At 61.1% G+C, this 13,847-nt stretch carries 12 protein-coding genes; 1 reads left to right on the plus strand and 11 read right to left on the minus strand.

The features are described from left to right. Positions 1 to 4: 4 nt before the first annotated feature. From ACR0C9_RS13295 to ACR0C9_RS13315, 5 genes are all read right to left on the minus strand, one after another. The gene (locus tag ACR0C9_RS13295) at positions 5 to 2,449 is read right to left on the minus strand and encodes a GcvT family protein (RefSeq protein ID WP_480781217.1); all 2,445 of its coding nucleotides are present in this window, start codon (positions 2,447 to 2,449) and stop codon (positions 5 to 7) included. An 8-nt stretch (positions 2,450 to 2,457) separates the two neighbouring features. Continuing rightward, positions 2,458 to 3,339 carry a phosphotransferase gene (locus ACR0C9_RS13300; protein WP_480781218.1) on the minus strand — a complete coding sequence of 294 codons (882 nt, stop codon included), beginning with the start codon at positions 3,337 to 3,339 and terminating at the stop codon, positions 2,458 to 2,460. 1 nt (position 3,340) lies between these two features. Further along, positions 3,341 to 5,332: an ABC transporter permease gene (locus ACR0C9_RS13305; protein ID WP_480781219.1), complete on the minus strand. Its 1,992-nt coding sequence runs from the start codon at positions 5,330 to 5,332 to the stop codon at positions 3,341 to 3,343. Further along, positions 5,329 to 6,351, minus strand: coding sequence for a quaternary amine ABC transporter ATP-binding protein (locus tag ACR0C9_RS13310; protein ID WP_480781220.1), 1,023 nt, complete (start codon positions 6,349 to 6,351; stop codon positions 5,329 to 5,331). The genes ACR0C9_RS13305 and ACR0C9_RS13310 overlap by 4 nt, the downstream gene beginning before the upstream one ends. Positions 6,352 to 6,427: 76 nt before the next feature. Further along, entirely contained in the window at positions 6,428 to 7,369 is a 942-nt protein-coding gene (locus ACR0C9_RS13315; RefSeq protein ID WP_170453845.1) for an ABC transporter substrate-binding protein, read from the minus strand. Between the two features lie 181 nt (positions 7,370 to 7,550). Between ACR0C9_RS13315 and ACR0C9_RS13320 the strand changes: the two genes are divergently transcribed. After that, the gene (locus ACR0C9_RS13320) at positions 7,551 to 8,354 is read left to right on the plus strand and encodes a DeoR/GlpR family DNA-binding transcription regulator (protein ID WP_480781221.1); all 804 of its coding nucleotides are present in this window, start codon (positions 7,551 to 7,553) and stop codon (positions 8,352 to 8,354) included. On the opposite strand, the gene ACR0C9_RS13325 is transcribed toward ACR0C9_RS13320, so the two are convergent. The 6 genes from ACR0C9_RS13325 to bioB are packed head-to-tail and all read right to left on the minus strand — an operon-like array spanning position 8,351 to position 13,733. Further along, positions 8,351 to 9,112 (minus strand): methyltransferase domain-containing protein, encoded by a 762-nt coding sequence (locus ACR0C9_RS13325; protein ID WP_480781222.1) that lies wholly within the window; start codon positions 9,110 to 9,112, stop codon positions 8,351 to 8,353. The two genes, ACR0C9_RS13320 and ACR0C9_RS13325, sit on opposite strands and share 4 nt — an antisense overlap. After that, the gene (locus tag ACR0C9_RS13330) at positions 9,109 to 9,726 is read right to left on the minus strand and encodes a pimeloyl-ACP methyl esterase BioG family protein (protein WP_170453848.1); all 618 of its coding nucleotides are present in this window, start codon (positions 9,724 to 9,726) and stop codon (positions 9,109 to 9,111) included. Before ACR0C9_RS13330 ends, ACR0C9_RS13325 begins: the two co-directional genes overlap by 4 nt. Beyond that, entirely contained in the window at positions 9,723 to 11,009 is a 1,287-nt protein-coding gene (gene bioA / locus ACR0C9_RS13335) for an adenosylmethionine--8-amino-7-oxononanoate transaminase (RefSeq protein WP_480781223.1), read from the minus strand. Before bioA ends, ACR0C9_RS13330 begins: the two co-directional genes overlap by 4 nt. Beyond that, positions 11,006 to 11,626, minus strand: a complete 621-nt coding sequence (bioD, locus tag ACR0C9_RS13340) for a dethiobiotin synthase (RefSeq protein WP_170453851.1) — start codon at positions 11,624 to 11,626, stop codon at positions 11,006 to 11,008. Before bioD ends, bioA begins: the two co-directional genes overlap by 4 nt. Beyond that, a complete protein-coding gene (locus ACR0C9_RS13345) occupies positions 11,623 to 12,756 on the minus strand; it encodes an 8-amino-7-oxononanoate synthase (RefSeq protein WP_480781224.1) in 1,134 nt (377 codons plus the stop codon). Before ACR0C9_RS13345 ends, bioD begins: the two co-directional genes overlap by 4 nt. After that, positions 12,753 to 13,733, minus strand: coding sequence for a biotin synthase BioB (gene bioB, locus ACR0C9_RS13350; RefSeq protein ID WP_170453854.1), 981 nt, complete (start codon positions 13,731 to 13,733; stop codon positions 12,753 to 12,755). Before bioB ends, ACR0C9_RS13345 begins: the two co-directional genes overlap by 4 nt. Positions 13,734 to 13,847 lie beyond the last annotated feature (114 nt).

The raw sequence follows: 13,847 nt of genomic DNA on the forward strand, positions 1-13,847 counted from the left end.
CGGGTCACGCCTTGATCCGCTCCATTTTCGGATCGTAAAGCGGCTGTAGCGAGACCTGACACGGCACGCGTCGGGTCGCAACCTCAAGCTCATAAGTGCCAGAGGTGACAAACTCCGCATCGACCCCATCCGGATTGCGGACATAGCCGTAGCCGATGGATTTACCCACCGTGTAGCCACACCCGCCCGAGGTCAGCCAACCGACGCGTTTACCGTCGCGATAGATCGTCTCGCGGCCCAGCAGAACCACATCCGGGTCGACGGTGAAACAGGCCAGCATCTTTTTGACGCCCTCGGATTTTTGTTTTTCAGACGCCGCGCGGCCTTTGAAATTGACATCCTTGCGCAGCTTCACGGCCCAGCCCAGCCCGCTTTCGAACGGCGTGTGATCCGGCCCAATCTCGGCCCCCCAGGCGCGATAGCCTTTCTCAAGCCGCAGCGATTCAATGGCGCGGTAGCCTGCGTTGACCAGTCCATGGGGCTGACCCGCCTGCATCAGCGCGGCGTATACCGTCTGGGCGTATTCCACCGGCAGGTGCAATTCCCAACCCAGCTCGCCCACATAGGTCACGCGCAAGGCTTTGACCGGGCAACCGGCGATGCCGATGGTGCGGATCGTGCCGAATTTGAACCCGTCATTCGAGACATCATCGCGCGTCACCGCCGCCAGAATATCCCGCGCCTTTGGTCCCATCAGCGACAGCACGGCGTAGGATGAGGTGATGTCGAACAGCTGGCAATTCATGCCTTCGGGGATATTGCGGCTGATCCAGTCGAAATCATGGGTGGCAAAGCCGGTGCCGGTGACGATGTAGAACTCATCATGTGCCACGCGGCCCACAGTCAGGTCACATTCGATTCCGCCCTTGTCGTTCAGCATCTGGGTATAGGTCAGCGCGCCCACCGGCTTGTCCACGTCATTGGCGCAGATCCAGTTCATCGCCGCCAGCGCATCCGGCCCCTTCAGGGCAAATTTGGCAAATGAGGTCTGGTCGAACAGCACCGCCGCCTCACGCGCTGCCTTGTGTTCCCGGCCCACAGCGGCGAACCAGTTCTGTCGTCCAAAGCTGTATTCGTCCTTGGGCGTCTCACCCAGCGAGGTATCCGCATACCAGTTTGGACGCTCCCAGCCCAGTTTCTCGCCAAAACACGCGCCCTGCGATTTCAGCGTGTCATAGAGCGGCGATTTCCGGCACGGACGCCCCGAGTCATGCTCCTCATGCGGCCAGCCCATTGTGTAGTGCTTGCCATAGGCCTCGACCGTGCGGGTACGCACCCAATCGGTGTCGAAATGCGGGCGGCCAAAGCGGCGAATATCGGCAGACCACAGGTCGAACGGCGGCTCGCCCTTATGCACCCATTCCGCCAGCGCCATACCCGCGCCACCTCCAGCGGCGATGCCAAAGGCGTTGAAACCCGCGCCGACGAAGAAATTGTTCAATTCGGGCGCTTCACCGATGATGAAATTGCCGTCGGGGGTAAAGCTCTCCGGCCCGTTGGTCAGGGTTTTGACACCTGCGTTTTCCAAAGCAGGCACACGACCCAAAGCCAGTTCCATCAACTGTTCGAAATGGTCGAAATTGCTGTCGAGCAGCGTGTAGTGAAAGCCCTGCGGAATGCCCTTAGTCGCCCATGGGATCGGGTTCGGCTCGTACCCGCCCATGACCAGCCCGCCGACTTCTTCCTTGTAGTAGGTCAGCCGGTCGGGGTCGCGCAGGGTCGGCAGGTTCCCGGGCACGTCAAAGGGTTCCGTGACCATATACTGATGTTCCATCGGCACCAGCGGCACGTTCACCCCGAAGCGCCCGGCGAAGGTGCGGGTCCACTGACCGGCGCAGCAGATCACCTTTTCGCATTCGATGCGGCCATGTTCGGTGATCACGGCGCGGATCTTGCCATCTTCGATCTCGATATCGGTGACCTTGGTGTCCTCGAAAATCTTCGCTCCGGCCATGCGGGCACCTTTGGCCAGCGCCTGCGTGATGTCCGAGGGGTTCGCCTGACCATCCGTCGGCAGATAGGCCGCACCGATCACGTCCGAGACATCCATCAGCGGCCACAGCTCCTGCGCCTCGGACGGTGTCAGCAACTGCATGTCCAGACCGAAAGAATGCGCGGTGGTGGCCTGTCGTTTGACCTCGGTCCAGCGTTCCTCGTTACAGGCCAGCCGCAACCCGCCGTTCATCTTCCAACCTGTGCCGAGGCCGGTTTCTTCTTCGATCTTGTTATACAGATCGACCGAATAGCCCAGCAATTGCGTGATATTGGCGTTCGAGCGCAACTGCCCCACCAGTCCGGCGGCGTGAAAGGTGGTGCCCGAGGTCAGTTTCTTGCGTTCCAGCAGCACCGTGTCGGTCCAGCCCAGCTTGGCCAGGTGATACGCGGTCGAGCAGCCGATGATCCCGCCGCCGATAATGACGGCTTTGGCTGTTGTCGGAAGGTCGGTCATGTCTGTCCTCAGGTATTTTTGAAATCGGTAAGGGCCGCGCGGAACCGCGCGAGGTTTTCGGCGGTGTAGGCCGCATAGTCAAAGTCGATATCCGAGGTGATCTCGGACACCATGCTCCACATCGTTTCGCGCAGCAGCGAGGCGCATTTCATCGCCGTATAACGGTGGCGCAGGTCGTCGGTGACAGGGTTCTGGAAATAGGCTTCCAGCATCCAATCTTCTTGATCCGGTGAAAGCCCGTTGTTCGAAGCCAGCCCGCCCAGATCGAACAGCGGCGAATTGAACCCGGCATAGTCGAAGTCGATCAGCCACAGGCGGGTGCCATCGTCCAGAAAGTTGCCGCAGAGCAGATCGTTATGACCGAAGACCATGTCAAAAGGTGCTGCCTCGGTTTCCAGATCGTTACCAGTTTGCACCAACTCCGGGATCAGGGCCACGTGGACGCTGCCGCGTTCCGCAAGCGTGGCGGCATAGTCGCGGATGACGTGGAACACCCAGAATACCAGAGACGGGCCGCGCAGGTGTTTGGGCACCTCGATATGGCATCGCTTTACCAGATCCAGCACACGGGGCAGCATGTCGGGGTGGCGCACGTCCTCTTCCGTCAGGGTGCGGCTTTCGACGAATTCCAGCACTGTCAGATCGCCCGAGGCATGGACCACTGCGGGGGAAAGGCCCGCGGCGTGGGCGGCTTTCGTCGCAGCCAGTTCGTTAAAGCGCATCACCTGATGCAGTGGGATATCGTCGCCGACACGGACCACATAAGATCCGCTGTCATCGGTCACTTTGTAATTCACATTGGTGATGCCGCCGGTCAGCGGAGTGGCCTCGATCTCGCCCTGCCAAATCGGCAGATCGCGGATGCGGGCCATCACATCGGATTGGTTCATGTCAACTCTCCAGTCCAAAGCGGATGCGGGCCTGACGGGCGCTGGCGTTGATCAGCCGGTCGGCGATGATGGCGATGAAGGCAATCGACAGACCGGCCACCAGACCCCGACCGGTGTCGGCCTTGGTCAGGGCGATATAGACCTCTTGCCCTAGATCGCGGGTGCCGACGAGGGCGGTGATCACCAGCATCGACAGCGCCAGCATGATGGTTTGGTTGATGCCCAGCAGGATTTCCGGCAACGCCATCGGCAGACGGATATGGCGCAGCAGTTGCGCGCGGGTGCAGCCCGAGACCAGACCGGCCTCGATCAGTTCTTCGCTGACCGACCGTACCCCGTGCGCGGCATAGCGCACCGCTGGCGCCAACGCGTAAAGGACAATGGCGATCAGGGCGGTGAAATCGCCGACCCGGAACAGCATCACCACGGGGATCAGGTAGACAAAGCTGGGCAGGGTTTGCAGCGTGTCGATCAGCAGGTTGATGACCGTCCCGGCCCGTTTGTTCAACGCCGCCAGCACGCCCAGAGGCACCCCGATCAGCGTCGCCAAAATCACCGACGCGCCGCACAGATAGACCGTGACCATCGCCTTGGACCACAGACCCGATACAAGGATCAGCGAGGCCATACCGCCACACAGCAGCGCCAGCCGCCAGCCGCCCGCGTGCCAGCCCAGCAGGGTCAGCATCGCAATCGCCCATGGCCATGGGATGCCCAGCAGCACCGTCTTGATCGGGATCATGAACCACGTCAGGAAAAAGACCTTGATCGCCTCGAACGTGTCGAAATAGTTGACGTTCAGATATTCCACCGTGTTGTCCCAGAACGCGCCCGTCGTGATGGTCTGGCCTTCGGGATATTCCAGCAGCAGGGGCGAGAACTGGCCCAGCACCCATGTCAGCACCAGCAGGATCAGCACCAGAACCGTGCGGCGATGTCGTGCCACCCACGAGCCGGGAACTTCATGATGCACCTGACCCATACGCTCGGCAAAGGCCTGACTCAGCCGATCCACAGCGATGGCCAGCACCACGATGGCGATACCCGCCTCGAACCCCGCGCCGATATCCAGACGGCGCAGCGCGGCGAGGACGTCGAACCCCAGCCCTCCGGCCCCGATCATCGAGGCGATGATGACCATATTCAGCGTCAGCATGATCACCTGATTGACCCCCACCATCAGGCTGTGACTGGCCGAGGGCACCAGCACGCGCCACATCAACTGCCGTTGGGTTGTACCCGCCATGCGGCTGAAATCGAGGATTTCGGGGTCCACGCCCTTCAGCGCCAGCGTTGTGATCCGCACCATCGGTGGGGTGGCGTAGATGATCGTCGCCACCAGCGCCGAGATCGGGCCAAAGCCGAACATGAACAGGATCGGCACCAGATAGGCAAAGATCGGGATCGTCTGCATCAGGTCCAGAATGGGCGAGATGATCTTTTCGAACAGTGGGTGGCGATAGGCGAGAATGCCCAGCAGCAACCCTCCGCCCGCGCCAATGGGGACGGCGATCAGGACCGAGGCCAGCGTCACCATCGCGCTGTCCCATTGCCCGAAGACGGCCAGATAGATGAAACAGGCCCCAACCAGCGCCGCCAGCCCCCAATCGCGGCAATACTGCCCCAATGCGATCACGGCGGTGATCACCACGATCCAGCTGATCGCGGGCAGGATGACCTGCGCGTCATTGCCCTGACCGCTGACAAATCCGTCGGCCAGCAGGGCCAGCACCAGATTATAGGGCTGCTCGATCAGCCAGGCGATGGCGCGGGTGACATCGGTGAACGAGACCGGGCCAATCGCGGCATCCTCGATCAGCCAGGTCATTGCCGAGGAGATATAGGTCTTGAACGGGATCACCCAGGCCGAGGGGAACTTGGTCAGCCAGCGCGCATCCAGAGCCTTGCCCAGATCGCGGCCGAACCAGCCCAGCAGGATCGTGATCAGCACGAGCGACAGGATGGTAATCTGACTGCGGCTCAGGCGGATCATGCGGCGTCCCCGTCACCGAACAGCACATGCGCCACGGCCTTGCGGTCGATGGCCCCGACGATCTGGCCGGTGTCGTCTGAAACCGGGATCGGCGCATCGGCCGCGATGATCCGTTCCGCCACGTCCGAGACGCGGGTAGATTGCGGGATCGGGTCGCCCTGACCATCCGCACCGGCGGCCATCACGCCGCCAACGGTCAGAACCTTCGAGCGGGGTATATGTTTCGTAAATTCAGCCACATAATCAGTGGCCGGGTGCATCACCAGCTCTTCTGGCGTGGCGATTTGAATCACCTCTCCGTCCTTCATGATGGCGATGCGGTCGGCCAGACGGACAGCCTCTTCAAAGTCGTGGGTGATGAAGACGATTGTCTTATGCAGCCGCTCCTGCAGGCGCAGAAACTCATCCTGCATTTCGCGCCGGATCAGCGGATCGAGCGCCGAGAACGGCTCGTCCAAGAACCACAGATCCGGTTCCGTCACCAGCGAGCGGGCGATGCCGACGCGCTGTTGCTGGCCGCCTGACAATTCGCGCGGATAATAATCCTCGCGCCCTTTCAGCCCGACCAGTTCGACCACTTCGCGGGCTTTGACCTCGGCCTCAGCCTTGGGTGTGGCCTGAATGGTCAGTGGGAACATCACGTTCTGCAAAACGGTCAGATGCGGCAGCAGGGCGAAATGCTGGAACACCATGCCCATCTTGTGACGGCGGATCTCGATCAACTCCTTGTCGCTGGCGCGCAGCAGATCGGCATCGTCGAACAGAACCTCTCCGCCCGTGGGTTCGATCAGCCGCGACAGGCAGCGGACCAAGGTGGATTTGCCCGAGCCGGACAGGCCCATGATGATGAAAATCTCACCCTCTGCGATGTCGATATTGGCGTTGCGCACCGCGCCGATCACGCCCGCCTTGCGGATGTCATCAGCTGACGGGTTCGGATTTTGCCGCAACAGCGCATCCGCATTCGGACCGTAGAGTTTCCACACGTTACGGCAGGACAATTTGGTCTTGGGGGTCATCTGGGACGTCCGATTGAAAGGCCGGGTAAGCCGGAGCGGTTGGGGAGAACAGGGTGACCGCTCCGGCCAATGCAGATTACTTGGAGATCCAGCCAGACCAGCGGTCTTTATTGGCCCCCATCCAATCTGCAACAACGGTATCAATCTCTACGCCGTCCAAATCTGCCTTGCCGACCATCGCGCTCATCTCATCGTTATTGATGCTGTAGGCTTCGATGATGTCATACGCACCCGGCCATTTTTCCTGCAAACCGGACCAGGCCGCCTTCCAGATCGGGCCGCGCGGCTTGCCGCAGTCATAGGCCAGATCGGGGTTCACCCCGACTGACGGATCTGCGTAGCATTCCGGGGAAAACGGCGGGAATTCAACGAATTCGCCATCATATTTTGCCGGTGCCCAATGAGGAACGTAGACCCACAGCATGATTGGATCTTCGCGCTGATAGGCGGATTCCAATTCGGCAAACAGAGCCGCATCGGTGCCTGCGTGGACAACCTCGAACTCAAGCTCCAGCGCTTCGACACGCTCTTCGTCGAACCCGCCCCAGGTTACCGGGCCGCCCACATAGCGCCCGTTCGGCGCGGTTTCGGCGGTGGCAAATTCCTCGGCGCAGTCTTTCAGCGCCTCCCAGTTCGGCAGGCCAGGGCAGCGGTCTTTCATGTAAGTCGGATACCACCATTCCTCGATCGCCATCAGCCCGGTTTCGCCCACGTTCACGACGTTGCCCGAGGCTGTCGCCTCATCCAGCGCCTCGCGCCCGGTGGTTTCCCAGATCTCCATCGCCAGATGCAGATCGCCGGTTTTCAGGCCCGCGAATTGCGCGATGTAATCAGCCTGCACATATTCGACGTTATACCCCGCCTCTTGCAGGATCGAGCCCATGATCTTGGTGTTGATCAATTGCCCTGACCAGTCATGCAGCGTCAGCTTGATCGGGTCCGAGGATTCCACAGCCCCCGCCGAGGTCACGCCCGCAACCGCCAAAGCCAATACGCTAAGTCCCAGTTTGAGTTGCATTATACCATCTCCCTGTCGTGGTTTTTCTTTGTGAATCGGTGGTATTATTGAAAGACGACCACATTGTGGGGTTTTGTGTCAATAAAAACCACGTTAAGCCACACAAATACTCTCAAATTAAAACTTAACCGCGCAAATTCTGGCAATTGCGTTGCTTTATGTGGTAGTTGTGGTACCCCTAGTGCCAACTACTGCCATCACCATGGACCCAATGAACCTAAAAACCACAAATCAGCGAGAAGATGAGATTTTGCGCGCCCTGTTCCGGTCGGGCGGATCCTGTCGGGTCAGCGTGCTGGCCAATGAACTTGGCGTGACGCTGGAAACCATCCGCCGCAATGTGCGCAATCTGGAAGAGCGCAGTATCGTCCGCAAAGTCCATGGCGGCGTTCATCTGGTCGAAAACTTGCTGGAACCTTCGCTGGAAAGCCGGTTGGACAGTAAGGTCGACGCCAAGGAAAAACTGGCCAAAGCCGTCGCCGAGATCATCAGCGACGGGGATTCCCTGTTCCTCGATATCGGGTCGACGACAGCATATGTGGCGCAGGCCCTTCGGGATCATAAGGACCTGTTTGTGGTGACAAATTCAGTTGTCGTGGCCAACACGCTGGCCGCGCATAACAACAACCGCGTGTTCATGGCCGGGGGTGAGCTGCGCCCCCATGACGGCGGCGCGTTCGGGGTGGAAGCGCAGGAGTTGATCAGGCGATTGAACGTCCGCTTTGCGATCCTGTCGGTCGGGGCGGTAAACGCCGATCTGGGCTTCATGCTGCATGATTTGCAGGAGGCCAACCTGGCGCGGATCGCAATCGACAACGCTCAGTTGCGTGTGGTGGTGGCCGATGGCGAAAAGCTGGGCAAACGGGCCCCCGTGACGCTTGAGGTTCCGTCGAAGATCAACCTGTTTTTCACCGACACCCAGCCGTCGCAGGGCATTCGCGACATGTTGGCCGAGAACGAAATTGATCTGGTGGTAAAGGACTAGCCTTCGCGTTTCTGGGCAATGATCCAGACCGGATGGTAGGTCAGCGGCACGCCCTGCCCGTCGCCGAATTCCGACCAGTATTCCTGCTCGAACCGGGCCAGCGTCGACTTGGTCCAGGCACGCTGCGCGCGGCCATTCACGCCGGTATTCCGCAGGTGCCGCAGCACGTCGCGCGGGGTGGCAAAGTAGGAGGGCCGCAGGCTCTCACCGGCGGATTTGACGATCAGTACATCTTCGATAGCTGCGCGCAGTTCCTCCGCCCCACACAGGCCCGGTGCCTGCGCAGCGGATCCGATCTGCCGCAGTTCCTGATACTGTTTGGGGCCGAAACCAGACACGGCAAACCAACCGCCGGGGGCCAAAGCCTTGGCCGCTTTGCGCAACAGATCAGCCGGGTTCTCCATCCACTGGATCATCGAGGCAGATACCAGCAGATCGATATGCGCGGGCCAGGATACCTGCCGCGCGTCACCTTCGATAAATCCGGCATCCACCGCATGTGCCGTTTCGCGGGCCTGCGGGGCGATGTCGTTCAGGCTCAGGTGATCAACCGAGAACTGCGCGCGCAACAAACGGCTCAGATGCCCGGTGCCGCAGCCAAGTTCGAAGCCCGCCCGATACTGATTGGGCGCGCCCAGCCGATGTAACTCGTCCACCAGCTTCTCGGCCACCCAGGCCTGCTGGTTTGCCGCATCGTGATAGGTGTGAAAACTGCGGCTGAAACTGCGTTGCACCTTGTCTGTCAGATGGACTGTCATGCAAACCACTCCGCCCAGCTTTGACCCGCCGCAAACGGGACATGAGGGGTATCGACGCGCCGGATAATGTCTGACCGATCCGCCCATGCGGCCTCTTGCGCGGTGGTGGGGATGACGCGATCCCGCTGCGGTATCCAGATGCGGTCAAAGCCGGGATCGTGGGCCGCGCCCCTGTCGATCACGGCAAGCAGTTCGGCACGTGCGGCGGCAATGTCCAGCGCGGGTGCCTGCCCAATCAATCCGGCCCGGCGGCAGAATTTGGTGAAACTCGCCTCTGACAGGTTGTCCGCCGTAGCGCGGATCAGGTCGGGTGCGATGCCAAATTCGGCGCTGGCCGGGTTCAGCGTCCCGCTGACGGCAACCAGCCGGTCAGGCCGGAAACCGGTCTGCGCCAGCCAATGCGCTGCCGAGGCAACCCCGAAAGAAAACGCCAGAAGGCGAACGCGATCAAACCCATCCAACGGTAGTGGCGCATCGATCTGCGTGTAATCCTGAACAAGCAACAGGTTGTCCGCATCGGTCAGACCATCAAAAGGCGCAGCCCCCAGTGCCCAACCCCCAAAGACAAGGGTCAGGTCGGTCCCGTCCGAGCGTGACAGCCACTGATGCTTCACTGCGCACCTCCGGCCAGCGCGACCATGGCCGCCGTGACGCGGCTCAGTTCATCAGCCGAGATGATGTAGGGCGGCATCGTGTAGATGTTGCGCGCAAAGGGGCGCAGCCAGACGCCGGTTTGCGGGGCAAGGCGGTGTGCGATCCGGGGATCAACGGTATCCTTCATCTCGATCACGCCGATCGCGCCCAGGACCCTGACATCGGCGACGCCCGACAGGTGGCGGGCCGGTTCCAGTTCGATCCGCATCTGGTTTTCGATGGCAGCCACCTGCCCGGTCCAACGACCTTCGGCCAGAAGGCTAAGGCTGGCCGAACCCGCGACACAGGCCAACGGGTTGGCCATATAGGTTGGACCGTGCATGAACACGCCCGCCTCGCTGTTGCCGATGCCATAGGCGATCTTCTCACTGGTCACCGTCGCCGCGAACGAAATATGCCCGCCCGTCAGCGCCTTGCCCAGACACAGGATGTCAGGTGTAACACCCGCATGATCAATGGCAAACAGCTTGCCGGTGCGGCCAAAGCCGGTTGCAATCTCGTCAAAGATGATCAGAACGTTGTGGGCGTCACACAAGGCCCGCGCCGCGCGCAGCCATTCGGGGTGATAGAAATACATCCCCCCAGTGCCCTGCACGACGGGTTCAAGGATCAGTGCCGCAAGCTGGTCGCCCTTTTCGTCAAGCAGGCGTTCCAGCGGCTCAAGACCGTTTCGCGCTGAATCCTCGGGCCATTCGTCGTCCAGCCGCACATGCGGGCGCGGCAGGAAGTGCTGGATCGACAATGCACCACGGAACAGCCCATGCATCCCGGTGACCGGGTCACAGACGCTCATCGCTTTCCACGTATCACCGTGATAGCCGCCCCGGACGGTCGCAAACTCGACCTTGCCGGTGCGGCCATGGGCCATCTGATACTGCACCGCCATTTTCATCGACACCTCGACCGAGACCGAGCCGCTGTCGCAGTAGAATATCCGGTCCAGCCCCTCGGGCAGCATGTCGACCATCCTGCGCCCCAGATCGATGGCCGGGTGATGGGTCAGACCGCCGAACATCACATGCGGCATCTTCTCCAGCTGACGCTGCATAGCTGAGGTAATCTCGGGGTGCTTATGCCCATGGATCGCGCACCACCATGAGGACATGGCGTCGATCATCTTCGCCCCGTCTTCGCGGTACAGATACACCCCCTCGGCCCGGTCGATCAGGTGCATCGGGCCGGGATCAGCCACGTTGGTATAGGGGTGCCACAGGTGGCGGGCGTCAAAATCCAGCGGGGTCATAGCGCCCCCCGGATGGCATCGACATCGATGGCCTGGAATGCGTTGGCCAGAGCGTCACGCGACAGGTCGGGCAGCATGGGCAGACGCCCCAGATGGCGCACATCGCACATCTGGACGATGGTCTGTTCCACATCCGGCTCGGGTTCACCCACAAAAGCCACGCCCACCACCTGGCACCCTGCATTTCGCAGCGCCATCAGAGACAAAGTGGTGTGGTTAATCGTGCCCAAAGCGGTCCGCGCGACCAGTACAACCGGGGCCTCCCATTGCGCGATCAGGTCCAGATAGAACAGCTTGCGGTTCAGCGGCACCATCAGGCCCCCTGCCCCTTCGACAACCAAGGGCCCGTCAACCTGCGGCAGGGACAGGCGCTTTGCATCGATTTCCAGCCCCATATCCTCGGCGGACAGATGGGGTGAGGCGGGCATGTTCAGTCGGTAGGCCTCGGGCAGAACTTCGGCACCGGACAGGTCCCGAACGATGTCGGTGTCAGTGGCGTCTTCCAGCCCCGACTGCACCGGCTTCCAGTATGTCGCACACAAGGCAGCGGTCAGCCCGGCAGAGAAGACGGTTTTGCCGACACCCGTATCGGTGCCGGTGACGATCAGCGCGCTCATGCGGCCTCCGATTGCTGTTGGGCCAGCGCGGTGAACAGGGCCGAGATGTCGGCATGATCCACATTGCCGGTGATCGAGATCCTCAGGCGCGACGTGCCGCGCGGAACGGTGGGCGGGCGGATGCCGCGCACGTCAAAGCCACGCTCTTGCAGGGCCGAGGCCATGGCCATCGTGCGCGCCTCATCGCCCAGAATGACCGGGATGATCTGGCTGTTCAGGGCAGTTTCGGCGATGCCCTGCTGGCGCGCCACCGAATGTGCATGGCGAATGCGGCCCTGCGCGGCCTGTACCAGCCCTGTGTCCGAGGCCAGCGCCTGCAAAGCTGCGCGCACCAGCGCTGCGTTCAGCGGCGAAGGAGCGGTTGCGAAGATGAACGGTCGTGCGCGGTTGATCAACGCGTCGATCATCACCCGAGGTCCGCAGATCAATCCCCCGGCGACACCCAACCCTTTGCCGCAAGTGTGCAATGTCAAAAGTTGCGCGTCCAGATCATGCGCCAGACCTTCTCCGTGCGCGCCATAGACGCCGGTGGCGTGCGCTTCGTCCACAACGAGAATCGCATCGAATTCCCGTGCAAGGGTCGCGAAATCCGATAGCGGGGTAAGATCACCCTCCATCGAATAGACGCTTTCGACGGCAAGCCAGATTTGCCCGGTGCCCCCTGCCGCACGCCATTCTGCCGCCACCGCCCGGGCATCGCTTACATCATTGTGCCGGAACGACCGCAGATCCGCGCGGCTGGCGCGCATCCCTTCATGGGCGCTGGCATGGACCAGCGCGTCGTGCAGAACCAGATCATCTGCCGCCGGAAGGGTGGAAAAGATCGCCTGATTGGCCTGAAACCCGCCGCCCATGAACAGGGCAGCCTCGGCACCGAAAAACGCGGCGGCCTCATGCTCCAGCACTTCGTGTTCGGGGTGGTTGCCGCGCAGCAGGCGCGACCCGCCGGACCCCACTGGCACGCCACGCGCCACCGCGTCCTGCGCGGCGTCCCGCAACAGTTGCGAGCTCGCCAGCCCCAGATAGTCGTTCGACGCAAAGTCCAGCCCTTTCGCCGCCGCCAAATGGCGACGACGATGGCGCGCATCCAGCGTGCCAAGCATCGACTCCAGCCGATCGACTGCTGTCATTCGGCAGCTTCCGTCTGCGCGTGATCTTCTGCCGTCTCGGGCTGAATGCCCAGCTTGGCGAACAGGATCGAATCCACATCCTCTTCGGGGTTTTCGGCCGTCAGCAGCGTCTCACCCACAAAGATCGAGTTCGCACCGGCAAAGAAACACATGGCCTGCATCTCATCGCTCATGTCGCTGCGACCGGCGGACAGACGCACATAGGATTTCGGCATCAGGATCCGGGCCAGAGCGATGATCCGCACAAACTCAATCGGGTCAATCGGCTCGGCATCGGCCAGGGGCGTGTCCGCCTGCGGCATCAGCATGTTGATCGGAACCGAATCCGGTGCGGGCTGCATGTTGGCCAGCGTCAGCAACATGTCGATGCGGTCGCCCGAATGCTCACCCATGCCCAGAATACCGCCCGAACAGACCTTGATCCCGGCTTCCTGCACACGGTTCATGGTGTCGATCCGGTCGCTGAAGGTGCGGGTGGTGATGACCTCGGAATAATAGCGTTCCGAGGTGTCGATATTGTGGTTGTAATAGTCCAGCCCCGCATCGCGCAGTTGTACGACCTGAGTGTCATCCAGCATGCCCAACGTCATGCAGGTTTCCATGCCCATCGCCTTGACGCCTTCGACCATGGCGACCAGTGCAGGCATGTCACGGGGCTTGGGCTCGCGCCACGCCGCACCCATGCAGAACCGCGTCGCGCCGCCATCCTTGGCTTTCTTCGCCTCGGCCAGAACGCGCTGGATCTCGATCAGTTTCGACGCCGGCAGGGTCGAGCCGTTGCGGGCCGATTGCGAGCAATAGGCGCAATCCTCGGCACAGCCGCCGGTTTTGATCGACAACAGCTTTGAGGTCTGAACCTTATTGGGATCAAAGTTCTCGCGATGCACGGTTTGTGCCCGGAACAGAAGATCCATCAACGGAAGGTCATAGACAGCTTGCGCAGTTTTGCGGGTCCAGCCGGAATGGGGGATGATCATTTTATCTATAAAATTTCCTGCAGCTTGCGTTGCTTTGGAGTTATTATCGATAAAATGTTTTGACGCAACACTCTTTACGCCAATCACCCCAATATGACGCATCGTCGTTCTGTG

The organism is Ruegeria sp. C12 (assembly GCF_056537745.1).

Excerpts from the sequence above, each read along its gene's own strand:
- bioD (WP_170453851.1), bottom strand. The coding sequence starts at position 11,626 with ATGAGCGCGCTGATCGTCACCGGCACCGATACGGGTGTCGGCAAAACC.
- ACR0C9_RS13300 (WP_480781218.1), bottom strand. The coding sequence starts at position 3,339 with ATGAACCAATCCGATGTGATGGCCCGCATCCGCGATCTGCCGATTTGG.
- ACR0C9_RS13305 (WP_480781219.1), bottom strand. The coding sequence starts at position 5,332 with ATGATCCGCCTGAGCCGCAGTCAGATTACCATCCTGTCGCTCGTGCTG.
- bioA (WP_480781223.1), bottom strand. The coding sequence starts at position 11,009 with ATGACCCCGCTGGATTTTGACGCCCGCCACCTGTGGCACCCCTATACC.
- ACR0C9_RS13345 (WP_480781224.1), bottom strand. The coding sequence starts at position 12,756 with ATGACAGCAGTCGATCGGCTGGAGTCGATGCTTGGCACGCTGGATGCG.
- ACR0C9_RS13325 (WP_480781222.1), bottom strand. The coding sequence starts at position 9,112 with ATGACAGTCCATCTGACAGACAAGGTGCAACGCAGTTTCAGCCGCAGT.
- ACR0C9_RS13295 (WP_480781217.1), bottom strand. The coding sequence starts at position 2,449 with ATGACCGACCTTCCGACAACAGCCAAAGCCGTCATTATCGGCGGCGGG.
- ACR0C9_RS13310 (WP_480781220.1), bottom strand. The coding sequence starts at position 6,351 with ATGACCCCCAAGACCAAATTGTCCTGCCGTAACGTGTGGAAACTCTAC.
- ACR0C9_RS13315 (WP_170453845.1), bottom strand. The coding sequence starts at position 7,369 with ATGCAACTCAAACTGGGACTTAGCGTATTGGCTTTGGCGGTTGCGGGC.
- bioB (WP_170453854.1), bottom strand. The coding sequence starts at position 13,733 with ATGATCATCCCCCATTCCGGCTGGACCCGCAAAACTGCGCAAGCTGTC.